Origin of the sequence: Sphaerotilus sp. (genome assembly GCF_041083715.1) — a bacterium.
Classification (GTDB): domain Bacteria; phylum Pseudomonadota; class Gammaproteobacteria; order Burkholderiales; family Burkholderiaceae_C; genus Sphaerotilus.
In genome coordinates this window covers 1-17,030 of sequence record NZ_JBFPGY010000185.1, presented here as the reverse complement: position 1 = coordinate 17,030, position 17,030 = coordinate 1, and the positions used below count along the sequence as shown (strand labels likewise).

Below are 17,030 nucleotides of genomic sequence, written 5' to 3'. Positions count from 1 at the left end.
GTTGCCTGCGTCCGCAAAAGGTCAACGGCCATGGTAGCGCAGCGCCTGTCTCAGGAAGGCTGGCAGACCGGACAGAAATAGGTCGCCCGTTGTCCTTGCACGATGCGGCGGATTGGCGTGGCACAGCGCAGACAGGGCAGACCGGCCCGGCCGTAGACGCGGGCCTGCGACTGGAAGGCCCCACCCATGCCGTGCGCATCGCGGAAATCGCGCAGCGTCGAGCCTCCCGCGGCCAGCGCGCGGCGCAGAACGTCCTGCACGGCCATCACCAGACGCTCGCAGCGTTCGGGGCCCAGCTGCTGCGCGGGGGTCTGCGGATCAATGCCGGCCTCGAACAACGCTTCGGAGCAGTAGATGTTGCCCACGCCGACCACCACATCGCCCGCCAGCAGCGCCTGCTTGATCGCGACGCGCCGCCCGCGCAGCGCCTCCTGCAGCACCGAAGCGGAAAACGCCCGCTCCAGCGGCTCGACGCCCAGACGCGCCAGCAGGGTCGAAGCCGGCATGCGGTCCAGCCCTTCGGACCAGACCACGGCGCCGAAACGGCGCGGATCGGTCAGCCGCAGCAGGCCACGGTCGGTGTCCAGCTCGAAATGGTCGTGCGGCCCTGGCGGCGGCAAGGTCTCCTCGAAACGCAGCGATCCCGACATCCCGAGGTGCAGCAGCACACCCCCCGGCTCCAGGACCGTGCCTGGCGCCGGATCGAGGGGCATCCACAGGTACTTGCCACGGCGCGTCAGCGGCCCGACGGTCCGCCCGGCGAGCGCCTGCGGCGCAACGCCCAGCGGCCAGCGCAGCGGCTTGCCCAGTCTGGCGGAACGCACGCGCGCGCCCTCGATCCGATGCGTCAGGCTCAGGCGGGTGATTTCGACTTCAGGCAACTCGGGCATGGCGGCATTATCGGAGCGCCCGAACACCTGCCCGGCGCCCGCCTAGAATGGCCTGCACCACGGAGCCCATCTCGATGCCACAGCACTTCGCCGCATGCCCCATCCGCGCAGGCCACGCCCGGTCTGCCCGCCGCCCTGCCCGGCGATGGCTCGCGTTGCTGATCGCACTCGGACTGAATCCCGCGCTGGGCATGGCCCAGGCCACGAAACCTGCAACGCCGCCAGCCACCGAGGCGGTCAGCCGGTCGGCGATGGACGGCGTGATGTTCTACCAGCTGCTGGTCAGCGAACTGGAACTGCGCCAGGGAGACGCCGGCCTGGCGTTCCAGGTGATGCTCGAAGCGGCCAAGCGCGGGCGGGAGGAGGCGCTGTTCCGGCGCGCGGTCGACATTGCCATCGGTGCGCGTGCGGGCGAGCAGGCGGTCGAGGCCCTCAAGGCCTGGCGACTGAACCTGCCGAAATCCCGCGATGCCGCCGAAATCGAGACCCAGATGCTGATGGCGCTCGGCCGCTACCAGGACGCCCGGGAGCCCCTGCACACCTTCCTCGAACTGACGCCGGTGGCCGAGCAGTCCGGGGCCATCGCCAGCCTGCCGCGTCTGGTGCTCAGTGGAGAGAAGCCCGCAGACGCTGCACAGGCCATCGATGACGCGCTCAAGCCCTGGCGTGCCAAACCAGCCACCCGGCTGGCGGCCCTGGCAGCGGCGTCCGGCGCATGGCTCACCGCAGGCAACCGCGACCGCAGCCTCGTGCTGGCACGCGAGGCCCATGACATCGATCGCAGCGACCAGCCCACCGCACTCATTGCGCTCGAGCTGATGAAGGACACCCCACAGGCCGAAGTGCTCGTCACCGACTATCTGGCCACCCCGAAACCTGCAGGGGCCGTGCGCGCAGCCTATGTCCGGCGGCTCACGACCTCGCAGCGCTACGGCGAGGCCCTGACCGCAGTCCGCAAGCTCACCGCGGACGAGCCTGAACTGGCCACTGGCTGGCTGATGCAAGGGGCGCTGCAGATCGAACTGGGCCAGCCTGCCGCAGCCCAGACCTCGCTGCAGCATTTTCTGGCGCTCAAGGAAACAGCGCCTGCACCCGTGCTGACGCCGCCGATCGCCAGCACCGGCGAGGACGACGACCCGTCGGACAAGCCGGACGACGAGACTCCGATCGTTCTCCAGCGCAGCGAAAACCAGGAGCTGGCCCAGGCCTACCTGATGCTTTCGCAAGTCGCCGAGCAGCTCAAGGACTATCCCGGCGCACTGAACTGGCTTGAAAAACTGGCCAGCCGGTCGAGCGCAGCCGACGCGCCCAGCGTGTTGCAGCGCCGCGCGTCGCTGTTGATGCGCCAGGGGCAACTGCCACAGGCACGCGCCCTGCTCCAGCAACTGCCTGCGGGGACGACGGAAGAAAAACGCGCGCGCTTCATGGCCGAAGCCCAACTGCTGCGCGACGCCAGGGAATGGACAGCAGCCTACACGCTGCTCGCTCAGGCCAACGCCCAGATCCCGGAGGACACCGATCTGCTCTACGAACAGGCTCTGCTGGCCGAGAAACTGCTGCGCTTCGACGAGATGGAGGCGCTGCTGCGCCAGGTCATCCAGCTCAAGCCCGACCAGCAGCACGCCTACAACGCACTCGGCTACAGCCTGGCCGATCGGAATGTTCGCCTGCCCGAAGCCCGCACGCTGATCGAGAAGGCGCTGTCGTTCACGCCTGGAGATCCGTTCATCACCGACAGCCTGGGCTGGATCGAGTTCCGCCTCGGCCACCCGGAGGAAGCCGCACGCCTGCTGGGCGACGCCTACCGGCAACGGCCCGATGTAGAGATCGGCGCCCACCTGGGTGAGGTGCTGTGGACGATGGGCCGGCCGGACGATGCCCGCCAGGTCTGGCGCGAAGCGTTCGCGCGCGATGCGGGCAATGAGGTGCTGGTTGAAACAATCAGGCGCCTGAAGGTGGCCCTGTGAAGCGACGCCAGTGGCTCGCCGCGACCCTGGCGCTGGGGATGCTGGCCGGCTGCGCCACTGTCACGCCACCAGCCGCCGCACCGGATCCGCTGGCCCGCAGCTACGCCGGCCGGCTGGCTGTGAAGGTCGAGGGCGACGACGCCCGCTCGTTCAGTGCCGGCTTCGACCTGCAGGGCAGTGATGTCCGTGGGCAACTCGCGCTGATCAGTCCGATCGGCACGCAGGTCGGCCGCGCCGTCTGGCAACCGGGTTCGGTGCTGTGGCAAAGCGCAGACGGCGAACGCCGCTTCGACACCCTGGATGCACTCGCCGAGGAAATGCTGGGCGAGTCCGTGCCGCTGGCCGCACTGTTCGACTGGATGGCTGGCCGACCGTGGCACGCCCTGCCAAGCCGTCCGCTGTCGGACACCGAAGGCGGAACCGGTTTCCGGCAACTCGGCTGGAACGTCCAGACCGGCCGCATGGACGACGGTGTGATCGTGGCGCAGCGGCGACTGCCCGCACCCACGCTGACCGTGCGCATCAAGCTCGACACCCCCTGAACCACTGCACCGCACACTGTTCGCGCATGTCCCTGTCCGCTCTGTACGACCTGCCCGCACCGGCCAAGCTCAACCTGTTTCTGCACGTCGTCGGCCGTCGCCCGGACGGCTACCACCTGCTGCAGTCGGTCTTCACGCTGATCGACTGGTGCGACACGCTGCATGTGGAGCGGCGCGCAGACGGGCAGATCAGCCGGGAGGATCTCGGCCCTGCCCTGCCCGAGGACGATCTCTGCACCCGGGCGGCCCGGGCGCTGCAGGCAGCGAGCGGCACCACGCTGGGTGCGCACATTGCCATCGACAAGCAGGTGCCGTGGGGTGCCGGACTCGGCGGCGGCAGCTCGGATGCGGCCACCACGCTGATCGCGCTGAATCGGCTGTGGGGTCTGCACTGGCCGCGCACCCGACTGCTTGAACTCGGTCTGGCACTCGGAGCGGATGTGCCCTTCTTCATCGGTGGACACAATGCCTGGGTCGAAGGCATTGGCGAGCAACTCACGCCGATCGATCTGCCGCCGACGGCCTACGCGGTCCTCAAGCCCCCGGTGGCCGTGCCGACAGCCGCAATATTTTCCAGTCCCCTCTTGACACGAGATACTCCGCGAACAACAATGGCAGTCTTTCTTGCACAGCCAAAGTCCTTCGGAAAAAACGATTTGCAAGCCAGCGCCAAGGCGCACAGTGCACAAATTGTTGACGGACTTGAAATTCTCAAGCAGAATTTCGGGCTCAGCAGAATGAGCGGATCAGGAAGTGCAGTATTTGCGCCCTGCGATGCAGTTCGGCAGGAAAGCAGTAGCGGGTCATCCGTCGAGCGAGTCCGGAGTTTGGCGACACCGGGTTCAGACTGGAAGGCAAGGTACTGCAACAGTCTCGAGCGCCATCCACTGCTGGATTGGTGCACAGACTGAAGCAACAGATTTCGGGTGCTTCGCAAGAAGTGTCCTGTGTAGGGGAGTCGCCAAGTTGGTCAAGGCATCGGATTTTGATTCCGACATGCGAGGGTTCGAGTCCTTCCTCCCCTGCCAAACCATCCATCAAGCGCCCGCCGGCTTCCGGTGAGGCGCTTGTTTCTTGATGGCACGTCAAAGTCCCCAGCGGGCACCGAGCATGCTCTCCAATACAGTCCTCTTCACTGGCAACGCCAACCCTGTCCTCGCCCGCGAGATCGCCACCGATCTGGGCATCGAACTGGGCAAGGCCGCCGTGGGCCACTTCTCCGACGGCGAAGTGACGATCGAAATCCAGCAGAACGTGCGTGCGCGTGACGTGTTCGTGGTGCAGCCGACCTGCGCCCCGACCAACGAGCACCTGATGGAGCTGCTGCTGATGGTCGATGCACTCAAGCGCGCTTCGGCCCGCCGCATCACCGCCGTCATCCCCTACTACGGCTACGCACGCCAGGACCGTCGTCCGCGCTCTACACGCGTGCCGATCAGCGCCAAGGTCGTGGCCAACATGCTCGAAGCCGCCGGTGTCAACCGCGTGCTGACCATGGACCTGCACGCGGACCAGATCCAGGGCTTCTTCGATATTCCGGTCGACAACATCTACGCCTCGCCGGTGCTGCTGACCGATCTGAAGAGCAAGCGCTACGACGATCTGGTCGTGGTGTCGCCGGACGTCGGTGGCGTGGTGCGCGCCCGTGCGCTGGCCAAGCAGCTCAACTGCGACCTGGCCATCATCGACAAGCGCCGCCCGAAGGCGAACGTGTCGGAAGTGATGCACGTCATCGGCGAGATCGACAAGCGCAACTGCGTGATCATGGACGACATGATCGACACCGCCGGCACGCTGGTGAAGGCAGCCGAGGTGCTCAAGGAACGTGGTGCCAAGAGCGTGTTCGCGTACTGCACGCACCCGATCCTGTCCGGCCCGGCTGTGGAGCGCATCAGCAACTCCAAGCTCGACGAAGTGGTGATCACCAACACGATCCCGCTGCAAGGTCCGGCCAAGGACTGCAAGAAGATCCGCCAGCTGTCGGTGGCCTTCCTGTTCGCCGAAACCATCCGTCGCATCTCCGACGGCGAATCGGTGACCTCCCTCTTCGCAGAGCAGAACAACAACTTCTGAACTGCATCACCCAGGGTGCCTGGTCGCGGGCACCTTCCTCTTTTGGAGAAACCACATGAAATTCGTCGCATTCACGCGCGAGCTGCAGGGGACCGGAGCGAGCCGCCGCCTGCGCATCGCCGGCAAGGTACCCGCCATCGTCTACGGCGGCACCACCACGCCGGCCCAGATCGAACTCGATCACAACGCTCTCTTCCACGCGCTGAAGAAGGAAGTGTTCCATTCGTCCGTGCTGGAAATGGAACTCGGCGGCGAGACCACCAAGGTCGTGCTGCGCGCGCTGCAGATGCACCCGTTCAAGCCGCTGGTGCTGCACGCGGACTTCCAGCGCGTGGACGCCACCACCCGCCTGCGCAAGAAGGTGCCGCTGCACTTCATCAACGAAGCCGACTCGCCGGCCGTCAAGCTCGAGAAGTGCACCATCTCGCACGTGGTCGCCGAACTGCACATCGAGTGCCTGGCCGAGCAGCTGCCGGAGTTCCTGACGGTCGACCTGGCGGGCATGACCATCGGCAAGTCGCTGCATGTCAATGACCTGACGCTGCCGAACGGCGTCAAGGTGCTGACCCATGGCTTCAAGAACCCGGTCATCGCCACCGCGGTGCCGATCGTCGAGGAAGTCATCGTCGCTGCAGTCGCTCCGGCACCGGTCAAGGGCAAGAAGGGCAAGAAGTAATTCCTGCCTCGGAACGCACGCCACGGCGTGCAGCCCGCAAGCCCCGCCTCGGCGGGGCTTTTCTCGTTCAGGGGTGCCACCCAGGGAGTCCGAACCATGATCCGTCTGCTGGTAGGTCTAGGTAATCCTGGCCATGAATACGAGTCCACCCGGCACAACGCCGGCTTCTGGTGGATCGACACAGTTGCGCACCGCCTGGGGGCCCATCTGCAGGCCGACCGGGCCTACCACGGCTTCGTGGCGCGAGTGAACCGCCCGGAAGGGCCGGTCTGGCTGGTCATGCCGCAGACCTACATGAACCTGTCCGGCAAGTCGGTGGCCCCGCTGGCGCGCTTCTTCAAGATCGCGCCGGAAGAGATCCTGGTCGTCCATGACGAACTCGACCTGCTGCCTGGCCAGATGAAGCTCAAGCAAGGCGGGAGCGCTGCCGGACACAACGGGCTCAAGGACATCCAGGCCCAGCTCGGCTCGCCCGCGTTCTGGCGCCTGCGGCTGGGCATCGGCCATCCTGGCGTGCGCGCCGAGGTGGCGGACTTCGTGCTGCGCAAGCCGCCAGCGGCGGAGCGAGAGGCCATCGCAGGCTGCATCGACCGCTCGATGGAGGCGCTGGACACCCTGCTGGCCGGCGACATGACCAAGGCCATGATGCTGCTGCATGCCGGGCCGCAGCGCCCGAAGCCCCCCCGTCCGCCCAAGCCTCCCGCCACCGAGCCGGCGGCAGACTGAACCAGCTCAGCCGACCACCAGCCGCGGCAGCGCGGTGCGTTGCAGGCGTTCGTACTTGGCCTGCAGTTGCTCGGGCGTTTCCAGATGGTCCGGGTTCAGCGGGATGCACTCGACCGGGCAGACCTGCACGCACTGCGGTTCGCCGAAATGGCCGACACATTCGGTGCACCGTTCCGGGTCGATGACGTAGAACTCCTCGCCCATCGAGATCGCCTGGTTGGGGCACTCGGGCTCGCAGACATCGCAGTTGATGCACTCGCTGGTGATGAGCAGCGCCATGGTCGCGCGTCCTCAGCTTTGCGCAACGCGCTGCTGCAGGCGCTGCAGCACCATCGGTGCGACGAACTTCGAGACATCGCCCCCCAGCACCGCGATCTCGCGCACGAAGGTGCCGCTGATGAACTGGTACTGGTCACTCGGTGTCAGGAACAGGGTTTCGACCTCGGGCATGAGCTGGCGGTTCATGCCGGCCATCTGGAACTCGTATTCGAAGTCGCTGACGGCGCGCAGTCCCCGCACGACCACCTTGCCATCGTGTTCGATGACGAAGTTGCGCAACAGGCCACGGAAAGCGATCACCTCGACGTTCGGGTAGGGAGCCGCCAGTTCCTGGGCGATCTCCAGGCGCTCCTCGACGCTGAACATCGTGCGCTTGTGGTGCCCGGCCGCCACCGCCACGATCAGGCGGCTGAAAAGACGACTGCCCCGGCGCATCAGATCCTGGTGACCGAGGGTCATCGGGTCGAAGGTGCCGGGATAGATCGCGGTGAGATCCTGGGTCACGGGGTTCAAGACGGGCTCCTGATCGAAGTCTCGGGTATCACGGGGGCGCTCACTGGCCAAGGGTCATGCACCAGTGTAGTCGGGCGCGGGTGGCGCACTGCGCTGCAGCAGATGGAAATGCACCATGCCGGCGCGGCCCTGGCGGTGCAGACGACAGCCCCAGGCCGCGCAGGCCGCCTCGTCGAAGGCGCGGTCCGCTTCCAGATAAAGCCACCCCTCGGGGGTGAGCAATGGCAGCGCAGCGCGCACCGCCGCATCGAACACGTCAGCGCTGAACGGTGGATCCAGCAGCACCAGATCCAGATCGGCCACCTCGCGGCGCGCCATCCAGCCCAGCGCATCGGCACGCACCACACGCACCATCGTGGCCCCCAGGCGGGTGCATGCCGCCTGGAGGTGGATGGCCAGCGTCTGGTCGTGTTCCAGCAGCAGCACCTCGGCGGCACCACGCGATGCGGCCTCGAAGCCCAGCGCACCCGTACCGGCGAAGGCGTCGAGCACCCGCCAGCCGGCCAGGTCCTGCCCGAGCCAGTTGAACAGCGTCTCGCGCACACGGTCCGGGGTCGGGCGCAGACCGGGGTGGTTGGCCACCGGCAGCTTGCTGCGTTTCCAGCGTCCGCCGATGAGGCGGAGTTCACCCGGTGCGGCGGCAGCCACACGATCGGCAGGAGGTTTGCGCACGGAGGCGCGTCGGGTAGGGGCGGTAGACACGGGGGGATTCTGCCATTCAGTGGTGCGATGCAGACATCCCGCACCGGGCGGACGGGAGGCGTCAGACACGCTGCCTACAATCCAAGGCCGACCAGCCGGTCGCTTTCGCCACCATCGACACGCATGTTCAGTTTTCTTCGTCGCAAGCTCTTTTCCGCGCCTCCGCCGCCTGAGACGCCGGCCACGCCAGCCGCCGAAGCGCCCGCGGCGAGCCCCCTCCCCGCAACGAAACCGGGCGCCAACGTCGTGGCTGCGGTGGTGGACACCACGCCTGCCCGCACGTCCTGGCTGAACAAGCTCAAGTCCGGCCTGGCCCGCACCGGCTCCAGCATCGCCCAGGTGTTCACCGGCACCCGCATCGACGACGCGCTCTACGAGGAGCTGGAAGCCGCGCTGCTCATGGCAGACGCCGGAGTCGGTGCCACGCAGCACCTGCTCGATGAACTCAAGCGCCGGGTCAAGGACACCCGCTGCACCGAACCCGCGGCTGTCAAGGCGCTGCTCATGGAGGTGCTGACCGAGTTGCTGCAGCCACTGGAAGCGCCCCTGCAGATCGGCGCCACCCAGCCCACCGTGGTGATGGTCGCCGGCGTCAACGGCGCGGGCAAGACCACCAGCATCGGCAAGATGACGCGCCACCTGGCCGGCATGGACTGCAAGGTGCTGCTGGCCGCCGCCGACACCTTCCGGGCCGCCGCACGCGAACAGCTGTCCGTCTGGGCGGACCGCAACCGCGTCGAGATCGTCAGCCAGGAAGGCGGCGACCCTGCTGCGGTGTGTTTCGACGCCGTGACCGCGGGCAAGGCGCGCGGCTGTGATGTCGTGATCGCGGACACCGCGGGGCGCCTGGCCACGCAGTTGCACCTGATGGAGGAGCTGCGCAAGATCCGCCGCGCGCTCGGTCGGTCCATGGAAGGCGCGCCGCATGAGGTGATCCTGGTCGTCGATGGCAACACCGGCCAGAACGCACTGACCCAGGTGAAGGCGTTCGACGAGGCCATCCAGCTGACCGGGCTGGTGGTCACCAAGCTGGACGGCACGGCCAAGGGTGGCGTGCTCGCCGCGATCGCGCTGTGGAACCGCGAGCGGGTCGCGCAGGGCAAGCCGGTCGTGCCGGTCTACTTCATCGGCGTCGGCGAGAAGCTCGAAGACCTGCAGACCTTCAACGCGCGCGAGTTCGCGCAGGCCCTGCTGAACTGAGCGGCCGCAGCCGCGTCAGGCGACCATGGCCGCCTGCTGGCGGGCATCGATCCAGGCCAGCAAGCGCTCGGCGATGCCTGCGGCGGCACCCGATGCGACCGCCGGCTGGGCCTGAACCGGGTGGTCAACCGCTGCCATGCGGGCATCGGCCAGCACGGCATTCAAGGCACCACCATCCAGCGAACGCAGGTCCAGCACCGCACCATGCCCATTGCGGCGCAGGAGTTGGCCCTGCGCACTGTCCACGCTCACGAACGGCACGTCGAGCAGGCTCGCCACATCCCCCAGCGCGTGCCCGGTGTCCAGCACGGCGCCATGCGCTCCATGCAGCAAACTGATCTGCTCGGGCAGGGACGACACCTCCCGGCAGAGCACCATGGCCGCGTCCATGCGCGCGCGCGCATCGCTGCGACGCTGCCCATCGCTGCGCACCACAAAGATGCGCTCGGTCAGCGCGGCGTCGGCGTCCAGCAACTCGACCAGCATCGCCTGGGTCGGTGCATCGACCAGCCAGATGACCTTGCCATCGCAACGGATCTGCGAGAGCGCCTGCACCACCGCCTGTGCGCGGTCGACCGGCAGGCCCATCAGTGAACAGGCCGCCAGCACGTACGGGGTGCCTGTCACGCCGTTCACCGACCACGTCGGCCCCAGGTACATCGGCAGGCCGTTGCGCAGGAATGCACGGTCTGGTGTCATCACCTCGGGCCAGACGGCCGCCACGGCATCCGTGTTCAGGTCGTCGGGCACACAGGCGATGCGCTCCGGCTGCAGTCCCTGGCGCGCCAGCGACTGCAGTGGCGACGGTGCACTGGCCACGCACAGCAGATCAGACATCTGCTCGATCAGCGTGGCGTTCAGCCCCTGGCGGGATGGTGCGACCCGGTCACCCGCTTCCAGGCGAATCAGCGGCAAACCCCGCTGCCGAGCCGCGAGGCAGCAAGCCACCATCGCATCGCTGGCCCCCAGGCTGAGCACAGCCAGTGGCTTGTATTCCTCGGCGAAGTGTCCGAAACCTTCCGTGATCCTGGCGACCGAAGCCTCCAGGTCCGCATCCGACCACTCCAGATCGAGCCCGACCTCCATCGCAGGCAGTACACGCCCCATGCCAGACCACGGCCACACCCGTGGCAACGGCCCCAGGCTGACCAGCATCATGCGCGGCGAGCGACCCTGTTCGGCCATCGCCTGGGCGAGTGCGGCGAACTTCAGCGCGGCACTGGTGCTGTCGGCCAGACAGAACACCTTGTCACGGCTGTCGCGCTGCGCCAGCCGGCCTGCGGCATGGACGCGTGCGGCCTTCACCGCGGCATCCGACACCGAGCGCAGGCGGGGTGCCATCAAGGCAGCCTGCGACTGCACGTCGAGTTCGATGGCCACCTCGGTGGGCAAGGCGGCCTCCGCCTCTTCTGCCGCCACATCGTCGGCCGCGGCGACCTCGGACAACTCGGCAGCCATCGGTGCCACGGGTTGCGGCTCCGGCGCATCGGGTGGCGTCGGGGATGGCGATTCGATGAAGGTCAGCACCGGTTCCTGCACTGCAGCGGATACAGGGGGGGAGGCAGGTGCAGGTGCAGGTGCAACAGGTGCAGGTGCAACAGGTGCAGGTGTCGGAGGGACGGAAACAGGAGGTGCGGCCTCGACAGCCGCCGTGACTGGCACCTCCAGACCACCTTCACCGATCTCGGCCCGCAGCTCACCGGCCGTGCGCTGGATCAGATCGGCCGAAATATCTTCCGCCCCATCCAGAAATGCCGCCAGCAGCACGCGGTTGGCCAGCCGGTTGAGTCGGCGCGGCACACCACCCGACCACTGGTACAGGCTCTCGAAGGCACCGGCACCGAATGCCGGACGCTGGGTCCAGCCCACGCGGCGCAGTCGGTGCTCGATGTAGGCCTGCGTTTCTTCCAGACTCAGCGGCCCGAGGTGGCACGACGCGGTCACGCGCTGGCGCAACTGCTCCATCGACGGCGATTCGAGCAGGCGGCGCAGTTCCGGTTGGCCAACCAGGAAACTCTGCAGCAGCGAATGGTTGCCGAGCTGGAAGTTCGACAGCATGCGCAGTTCCTCGACTGCGCGCGGTTCGAGGTTCTGCGCCTCGTCGACCACCAGCAGCGCATGCCGACCCTGTGCGGCGAGTGCCGTCAGGAAGGCTTCGAGCGTGGCGATCAGGTGCGCCTTGGACGTGTTGTTCTGCGAGGGGATGCCAAAGGCCGTGATGATCGACTGCAGCAGCTCACCCGACTCCAGCTGCGTGCTGACGATCTGCGCGGGCAGCACCTTCTGCCGATCCAACCCGTCGAGCAGCATCCGCACCAGCGTGGTCTTGCCTGCGCCGATCTCGCCGGTGATGACGATGAAGCCTTCGCCCTGTGCGACCCCGTATTGCAGGTAGGCCAGCGCCCGACCGTGGCCGCGGCTGTTGAAGTAGAAGGCCGGATCAGGATTGAGCTGGAACGGGGGACCGCTGAAACCGAAGGCTGATTCGTACATCGTGTGACCGTCAGAACCGGTGCAACATGCCGACAGAGACGGCAGATTCCGTCGCATTGACACCGATGAGCGTGGACGAACCCGTCTGGTGGCGCACGGCGCCACTCAGCGTGGTCCGGGGCGACAGGCTGTGCGTGGCCCCGAGACGAACAATCGAATTGCTCGAATGCAGCGCCACGTTCGGGCCCAGACCGTCGGTCTTGGTGTGGGTGAAGGTCAGGTCGGCCGTGGTTTCCGGCGTCAGGCGGCGCGACACCCCGAGGGTGGCACCGCGTTGCGTGGCATCGCTGGCGAGTCCGATGACGCTGTCCTCGGTCGGACCACGCAAATCCTCCGTGCGGGTCTGGAACAGGCGGAAGGTGACGGTGTGCCGCACACCCAGCATGGCCAGCGTGACGTTGGCCCCTTGCTGCAACTGGACCGTGCGGGAGAACAGGTCAACCGGACCGGTCAGTGTGTTCGGCAGGCCCCGCTTGGCGATCAGATCCTGGACAGCGATCTGGCGCAGCGCCGGGTCCTGGATGCGGGTCTGCAGGATGGAGTCGACCAAGGTCGCCACATCACCACCGGCCTGCAGCACACCCAGACGGGCGGCATAGGTGGTTGCCTGGCGAACCAGCCCCGCGGAGACGGCCATGAACGGCGAGCGGTGCGTGAAGTTGACCGTCCAGCCATTGCCGAAGAACCGCTTTTCGATCAGGGCGTCCAGCAGCGTGCGCTCGGTCGGCGCCCAGCGCAACGAGACACCGCGCAGCATTTCGCTGACGTCGTTGGTGGTGTAGCGCGCGGCATCACGGCCGCCCGTCACACCGAGCGTCAGTGTCGGATCCAGCGCATACAGCGCCGACAGGCGGGCGGTCTGCAGCGTCAGGCCACCCGCCGTGCTGTCGTTGTAGCGGGTGTTCTGGTAGTTCACTTCGCCGCGCAGGCCAGCCGGTTCGGGCTTCAGGTCGTAGCGCGCGGTGTGCGTCTGCACCAGCGCATCGGCGTTGTTGTTGAGCGCAGCGGCGGCGGCCGCGACCGTGCCGCGGCCCTGGGTCAGAACCAGATCGCTGCGTGCGGTGATGCGCGACGAAGGCGACAGCTCGCGGTCCAGATAGGGGCTGATCCGCTCTCGGGTGACGGTGCCGACGTTGTAGAACGTGGCGCCGTCGCTGAGCAGATCGAACGGGGTGGACGACGTGGTGTCCGCGCCCAGCTCGGCATCCACGAAGAACAGCCGATCGACGAGGCGGCTGTTGAGCACGACCTGCCCGCGCGGCAGGACGCGGTCCGCCCGGCTCCGGCCCAGATACTGCACCATGTCGGCCGCCAGTGTGCCGGTCAACCGGTAGTCGGGGCTGGTGCCGAGCAGCTGAACCTGGGGCGTGACGGTGAGCACCGTGTCCATGGTCGCGGCACCCGACGCCTGCAGGCCGACATTGCTGGACGCCGTTGCAGTGGCCTTGACGGCCGGGACGACATGCCAGGCCTGTGCCTGCACACTGCCGTGAACAGTCCAGCCGGCCAGCAGCAGCACGGCCGCCGACACGCCCGTGCGCACCATTTCAAGTGGCGTAGTAATAGCCATAAGCCTCGCCCGATTTGCCACGTGCGCGATTCAGCACCGACAGCACCACAGGGCACTGCTCCACGGCAGCATAGGCCTGCGAGACCTGGGCATGCGTGGTCTTGCCAGCCTCGACCACCATGACCACCTGCCCGACCCGCGAGGCCAGGACACGGGATTCGGTCGTGGGAATCAGCGGAGGAGCATCGAAGACGACGATGCGGTCCGAGAACTTCGAGGCCAGCTCATCCAGCAGCGCCTCCATCGCGCCGCTGGCCAGCAGTTCGGTGGACTGGGCGTTGGCCGTGCCCGCGGGCAGGATGCTCAGCTTGGCAACGTTGGTCCGCAACATCACGTCGTGCAACTCGATGCTCGGCGACTGCAGCACATCCATCAGGCCACGGGCTGGCTCGATCCCGCAGCGCGCCAGCACGGACGGACGCAGCACATCCGCATCCACCAGCAGCACGGACAGATCGACTTCCATGGCGATACTCATCGCCAGATTGATGGCAAAGAAGGTCTTGCCCTCGCCAGGCATCGCACTGACCACCTGGATCAGGTTCGGCCGGCTGAGCGCCTGCGCCGATTCGCCACGGGCATTGGCCAGCAGCGGACGCTTGATGATGCGCATCTGCTCGGCCAATTGCGACCGGGCTTGTGCGGGCACCAGATAGCCTTCGCGTTCCAGCCGCGCCAGATCGAGTTCCACCTCGCGCGACCGGCGTCCCGAGGACGTCAGCGCCTCGACCACGCCGTTGCGCGCAGCCGCCACGACGGCCGAAGACGAACGGACCACCGGCTTGACGGCCGCGATCTTGGTGTCGACCATGCCCGCGGCGGGCTCCGGCAATGGCGTCGGTGCAGCCGCAGCAGGGGCTTCGACAGGTGCAGGCGACGTGGCCGCGACACCCGGTATCTCTGGAACCGGAACATCGAATCCGGCACGTTTGAGTTCTGCTAACCGCTTGGCGGCTTGCTCGATGGTGTTCATCAGGGGGCACCTATTCCTTAACTGGCCGAACGCAAGGAGATCCAGGCCACCCATCCCACATTCGCGAGGACGAACAGACTCATCACACCCGCGAGCTTGAGTCGGTCCTGGCGATCCAGATCACGGTCCCGCGGATCATCCACCTTCAGAAGGCTGCCCAGCACGGGGCGCTTGGTGAACTCACGCAGCTCACGTTCGCTAGAGAAGACCGGATTCAGCAGCGTCTGCGCGTAGGCCGTGGCAATCCCGGCGACCACCGACAGCAGCATCACGCCGAGGGCGAGCTGGATGCGGCTCGGAAACACCGGCGATGGCAGCACACGCGGCGGCTCGATCAGACGGAAATCGGCCATCGACGACGTCTGGTCGATCTTCACGCCCAGCGAAGCGGCCTCCCGGCGCTGCACCAGCTGGTCGTAGTTGCGGCGCATGATCTCGTAGTCGCGGTTGAGCTGCACGAGTTCGGCTTCGGCTTGAGGCACCTTGTTCGCCTGGGCACGGATTTCTTCCAGGCGAGCCTGCTGGTTGCCGAGCTGGGAGCGCAGCGACGCCACATTGGCCTCGGCGTCGGCCAGATTCAGACGCAGCCGCTGGAACACGGGATTGGTCGCGGCCGCCGCCCGGCGCGCCGCACTGCTGTTGCCACTCTTGAGCGCATCCATCTCTCGACGGCGCTGGTCTTCCAGCTGCGCAATGATGCGGCGTGTCGTCAGAACATCAGGATGCTCTTCCGTGTAGCGGCGGAGCATCTCGTCCAGTTGACGCTTCTGGGTCTCGATGCGGCTGTCGAGATCCGGCGTGAACGATACGGCCGATGCAGCCGCCACCGGCAGGTTCGGCTCCTCGTTGCCCAGTTCACGGCGAGTGGCGTCACGCGACTGCTCGGCGGCGCCCAACTGCACACGCAGGCGATTGACGTCGTCCGTCAGCGTCTGGATCCGTGCAAAGTAGTCTTGGTTCGTGGTCGCGGCTACGCTCATGTTCTTGAGCTTGAAGTCCTTGAGGCGGTTCTCGGCCTCGGTCAGCTTGCCCTCGTACTGCTTGATCTGCTCGTCGATGAAGCGACTGGCTTCGGCCGAATCCTTGCGCTTGGTGTCCAGACCGGACTCCATGAACATGCCGACCAGCACCTCCACCAGCTTGCGGGCACGCACAGGATCCTGGTCGCGGTAGCTGATGGCGTAGAGGTTGTTGCCACCGGTCAGCTCGACCTTGATGGACTTCATCAGGGATTCGATCTGGGCATCCAGCTGACCCGGCTCCAGCTTTTCGAGTCCGATGGCCGGGTTGTTGACCAGGCGCTCGACGTTGGGGCGAGAGATCAGCGTGCGCCCCAGCATGCGCACCTGCTGGTCGATGTCGGGCTGGAAGGCGAGTCCGACCATCATCGGGCGCAGCACCGTCTGCGTGTCCACGTAGACCCGGGCACGGGCCTCGTGCCGCTCGGGAACGACCCACACGACCAGCGCGCCAGCGAGCGCCACGATCCAGGCCACTGCCACAGCCATCCAGCGATGTTGCCAGACACTGCCAGCCAATATCGCAGCCTGTCGGGTGAATTCATTCATACCGGCCGTCTACCTGTAATTCTTGGGTTCAGGGCTGACCGGCTCTGAGTGACCGATCAGCGGCGTATCAGAGAGCGATGGAGATCAGAACCAGCTTTGCGGCACGATGATGATGTCGCCCGGCTTGACGTCGACGTTGGCCGAGATGTCACCACGCTTGAGCAGATCCTTCAGGCGCACGCTGTACTGCTTGCCGGCCTCGGCACCACGCACCAGCACGGCGCCATTGCCATCCGCGAAGTCGGTCAGACCGCCGGCCTGGATCATCACGTCCAGCATCGTCATGTTCTGCCGGAACGCCACGCTCTGCGGCTTGGTGGCCTCGCCCACGATGCGGATCTGGTCGTTGAACACGCCCTGGAAGGTGCCCACGACCACAGTCACCACCGGGTCACGAATCACCCGGGCCAGCAGCGTCTCGATTTCACGCGACAGATCCGCCGGATTCTTGCCAGCGGCCAGAACGTCTTCGACCAGCGGCGTGGAGATGCGCCCGTCCGGACGCACCGTCACGGTGGCCGACAGTTCCGGGTTGCGCCACACCACGACATTCAGGGTATCGAGAGGACCGATCTTGTAGCGATGGTCCAGCGTTTCCGCAGACCGCGGCGCAGGCGGGTAACTGCTGCTGCGCATCAAGCCACACCCCGACAATGCACCTGCACCGGTGACACACGCCAAGGCCAAGGCCGCTGCCCGCGAGAAACGGCTCATTTCGATCCTCATGCGAATTCCTCTCAATGGTCTGCAAGCGCACCGCGTTGCAACAGTCCCGGATGGTACCGCGGGACAACGGCAATTCATTACAAATTTAATCTTGTGCGACACCGACGCGCAGACCGTGCCCGCAACTCAAAA

Annotated in this window: 17 protein-coding genes and 1 tRNA gene; 9 read left to right on the top strand and 9 right to left on the bottom strand. The window is 66.5% G+C overall.

The annotated features are described in order from the left end of the window. Nucleotides 1-50: 50 nt before the first annotated feature. Nucleotides 51-890, bottom strand: a complete 840-nt coding sequence (mutM, locus tag AB3X43_RS08235) for a bifunctional DNA-formamidopyrimidine glycosylase/DNA-(apurinic or apyrimidinic site) lyase (protein ID WP_369429360.1) — start codon at nt 888-890, stop codon at nt 51-53. Between the two features lie 74 nt (nt 891-964). On the opposite strand from mutM, the gene AB3X43_RS08230 reads away from it, so the two are divergent. From AB3X43_RS08230 to pth, 7 genes are all read left to right on the top strand, one after another. Next, nucleotides 965-2,857, top strand: coding sequence for a tetratricopeptide repeat protein (locus AB3X43_RS08230; protein WP_369429359.1), 1,893 nt, complete (start codon nt 965-967; stop codon nt 2,855-2,857). Continuing rightward, the gene (locus tag AB3X43_RS08225) at nt 2,854-3,399 is read left to right on the top strand and encodes an outer membrane lipoprotein LolB (protein ID WP_369429358.1); all 546 of its coding nucleotides are present in this window, start codon (nt 2,854-2,856) and stop codon (nt 3,397-3,399) included. Before AB3X43_RS08230 ends, AB3X43_RS08225 begins: the two co-directional genes overlap by 4 nt. 26 nt (nt 3,400-3,425) lie before the next feature. Continuing rightward, on the top strand, nt 3,426-4,310 hold the full coding sequence (gene ispE, locus AB3X43_RS08220) for a 4-(cytidine 5'-diphospho)-2-C-methyl-D-erythritol kinase (RefSeq protein WP_369429357.1): 885 nt from the start codon (nt 3,426-3,428) through the stop codon (nt 4,308-4,310). 40 nt (nt 4,311-4,350) lie between these two features. Then, nucleotides 4,351-4,427 (top strand) — tRNA-Gln (locus AB3X43_RS08215). 82 nt (nt 4,428-4,509) lie between these two features. Further along, nucleotides 4,510-5,472 (top strand): ribose-phosphate pyrophosphokinase, encoded by a 963-nt coding sequence (locus AB3X43_RS08210; RefSeq protein WP_369429356.1) that lies wholly within the window; start codon nt 4,510-4,512, stop codon nt 5,470-5,472. A gap of 55 nt (nt 5,473-5,527) precedes the next feature. Continuing rightward, entirely contained in the window at nt 5,528-6,148 is a 621-nt protein-coding gene (locus AB3X43_RS08205) for a 50S ribosomal protein L25/general stress protein Ctc (RefSeq protein WP_369429355.1), read from the top strand. A 96-nt stretch (nt 6,149-6,244) separates the two neighbouring features. Then, nucleotides 6,245-6,874 (top strand): aminoacyl-tRNA hydrolase, encoded by a 630-nt coding sequence (gene pth, locus AB3X43_RS08200; protein ID WP_369429354.1) that lies wholly within the window; start codon nt 6,245-6,247, stop codon nt 6,872-6,874. Between the two features lie 6 nt (nt 6,875-6,880). Here the strand turns inward: pth and AB3X43_RS08195 are convergent, their stop codons facing one another. From AB3X43_RS08195 to rsmD, 3 genes are read right to left on the bottom strand one after another with little or no spacing between them, the layout of a single operon-like run. Next, nucleotides 6,881-7,153: a YfhL family 4Fe-4S dicluster ferredoxin gene (locus AB3X43_RS08195; protein WP_369429353.1), complete on the bottom strand. Its 273-nt coding sequence runs from the start codon at nt 7,151-7,153 to the stop codon at nt 6,881-6,883. A gap of 12 nt (nt 7,154-7,165) precedes the next feature. After that, on the bottom strand, nt 7,166-7,666 hold the full coding sequence (coaD, locus tag AB3X43_RS08190) for a pantetheine-phosphate adenylyltransferase (protein ID WP_473965087.1): 501 nt from the start codon (nt 7,664-7,666) through the stop codon (nt 7,166-7,168). A gap of 54 nt (nt 7,667-7,720) precedes the next feature. Then, the gene (gene rsmD / locus AB3X43_RS08185) at nt 7,721-8,368 is read right to left on the bottom strand and encodes a 16S rRNA (guanine(966)-N(2))-methyltransferase RsmD (protein ID WP_369429352.1); all 648 of its coding nucleotides are present in this window, start codon (nt 8,366-8,368) and stop codon (nt 7,721-7,723) included. A gap of 123 nt (nt 8,369-8,491) precedes the next feature. On the opposite strand from rsmD, the gene ftsY reads away from it, so the two are divergent. Further along, nucleotides 8,492-9,568 carry a signal recognition particle-docking protein FtsY gene (ftsY, locus tag AB3X43_RS08180; protein WP_369429351.1) on the top strand — a complete coding sequence of 359 codons (1,077 nt, stop codon included), beginning with the start codon at nt 8,492-8,494 and terminating at the stop codon, nt 9,566-9,568. Nucleotides 9,569-9,583: 15 nt separating this feature from the next. Here ftsY and AB3X43_RS08175 read toward each other — a convergent pair whose 3' ends face one another. From AB3X43_RS08175 to AB3X43_RS08155, 5 genes are all read right to left on the bottom strand, one after another. Next, the gene (locus AB3X43_RS08175) at nt 9,584-12,061 is read right to left on the bottom strand and encodes an XrtA/PEP-CTERM system-associated ATPase (RefSeq protein WP_369429350.1); all 2,478 of its coding nucleotides are present in this window, start codon (nt 12,059-12,061) and stop codon (nt 9,584-9,586) included. Between the two features lie 10 nt (nt 12,062-12,071). Next, nucleotides 12,072-13,607 carry a TIGR03016 family PEP-CTERM system-associated outer membrane protein gene (locus tag AB3X43_RS08170; protein WP_369429349.1) on the bottom strand — a complete coding sequence of 512 codons (1,536 nt, stop codon included), beginning with the start codon at nt 13,605-13,607 and terminating at the stop codon, nt 12,072-12,074. Nucleotide 13,608: 1 nt separating this feature from the next. After that, the gene (locus tag AB3X43_RS08165) at nt 13,609-14,604 is read right to left on the bottom strand and encodes an XrtA-associated tyrosine autokinase (protein WP_369429348.1); all 996 of its coding nucleotides are present in this window, start codon (nt 14,602-14,604) and stop codon (nt 13,609-13,611) included. A 17-nt stretch (nt 14,605-14,621) separates the two neighbouring features. Continuing rightward, nucleotides 14,622-16,172: an XrtA system polysaccharide chain length determinant gene (locus AB3X43_RS08160; RefSeq protein WP_369429347.1), complete on the bottom strand. Its 1,551-nt coding sequence runs from the start codon at nt 16,170-16,172 to the stop codon at nt 14,622-14,624. An 84-nt stretch (nt 16,173-16,256) separates the two neighbouring features. Continuing rightward, on the bottom strand, nt 16,257-16,898 hold the full coding sequence (locus AB3X43_RS08155; RefSeq protein ID WP_473965086.1) for an XrtA/PEP-CTERM system exopolysaccharide export protein: 642 nt from the start codon (nt 16,896-16,898) through the stop codon (nt 16,257-16,259). Here AB3X43_RS08155 and AB3X43_RS08150 point away from each other — a divergent pair. Further along, a partial coding sequence (locus tag AB3X43_RS08150) for a hypothetical protein (RefSeq protein WP_369429345.1) occupies nt 16,840-17,030 on the top strand: 191 nt, incomplete at its 3' end. The genes AB3X43_RS08155 and AB3X43_RS08150 overlap by 59 nt on opposite strands.

Excerpts from the sequence above, each read along its gene's own strand:
- mutM (WP_369429360.1), bottom strand. The coding sequence starts at position 890 with ATGCCCGAGTTGCCTGAAGTCGAAATCACCCGCCTGAGCCTGACGCAT.
- AB3X43_RS08230 (WP_369429359.1), top strand. The coding sequence starts at position 965 with ATGCCACAGCACTTCGCCGCATGCCCCATCCGCGCAGGCCACGCCCGG.
- ispE (WP_369429357.1), top strand. The coding sequence starts at position 3,426 with ATGTCCCTGTCCGCTCTGTACGACCTGCCCGCACCGGCCAAGCTCAAC.
- AB3X43_RS08210 (WP_369429356.1), top strand. The coding sequence starts at position 4,510 with ATGCTCTCCAATACAGTCCTCTTCACTGGCAACGCCAACCCTGTCCTC.
- AB3X43_RS08205 (WP_369429355.1), top strand. The coding sequence starts at position 5,528 with ATGAAATTCGTCGCATTCACGCGCGAGCTGCAGGGGACCGGAGCGAGC.
- pth (WP_369429354.1), top strand. The coding sequence starts at position 6,245 with ATGATCCGTCTGCTGGTAGGTCTAGGTAATCCTGGCCATGAATACGAG.
- AB3X43_RS08195 (WP_369429353.1), bottom strand. The coding sequence starts at position 7,153 with ATGGCGCTGCTCATCACCAGCGAGTGCATCAACTGCGATGTCTGCGAG.
- ftsY (WP_369429351.1), top strand. The coding sequence starts at position 8,492 with ATGTTCAGTTTTCTTCGTCGCAAGCTCTTTTCCGCGCCTCCGCCGCCT.
- AB3X43_RS08175 (WP_369429350.1), bottom strand. The coding sequence starts at position 12,061 with ATGTACGAATCAGCCTTCGGTTTCAGCGGTCCCCCGTTCCAGCTCAAT.
- AB3X43_RS08170 (WP_369429349.1), bottom strand. The coding sequence starts at position 13,607 with ATGGTGCGCACGGGCGTGTCGGCGGCCGTGCTGCTGCTGGCCGGCTGG.
- AB3X43_RS08165 (WP_369429348.1), bottom strand. The coding sequence starts at position 14,604 with ATGAACACCATCGAGCAAGCCGCCAAGCGGTTAGCAGAACTCAAACGT.
- AB3X43_RS08160 (WP_369429347.1), bottom strand. The coding sequence starts at position 16,172 with ATGAATGAATTCACCCGACAGGCTGCGATATTGGCTGGCAGTGTCTGG.
- AB3X43_RS08155 (WP_473965086.1), bottom strand. The coding sequence starts at position 16,898 with ATGAGGATCGAAATGAGCCGTTTCTCGCGGGCAGCGGCCTTGGCCTTG.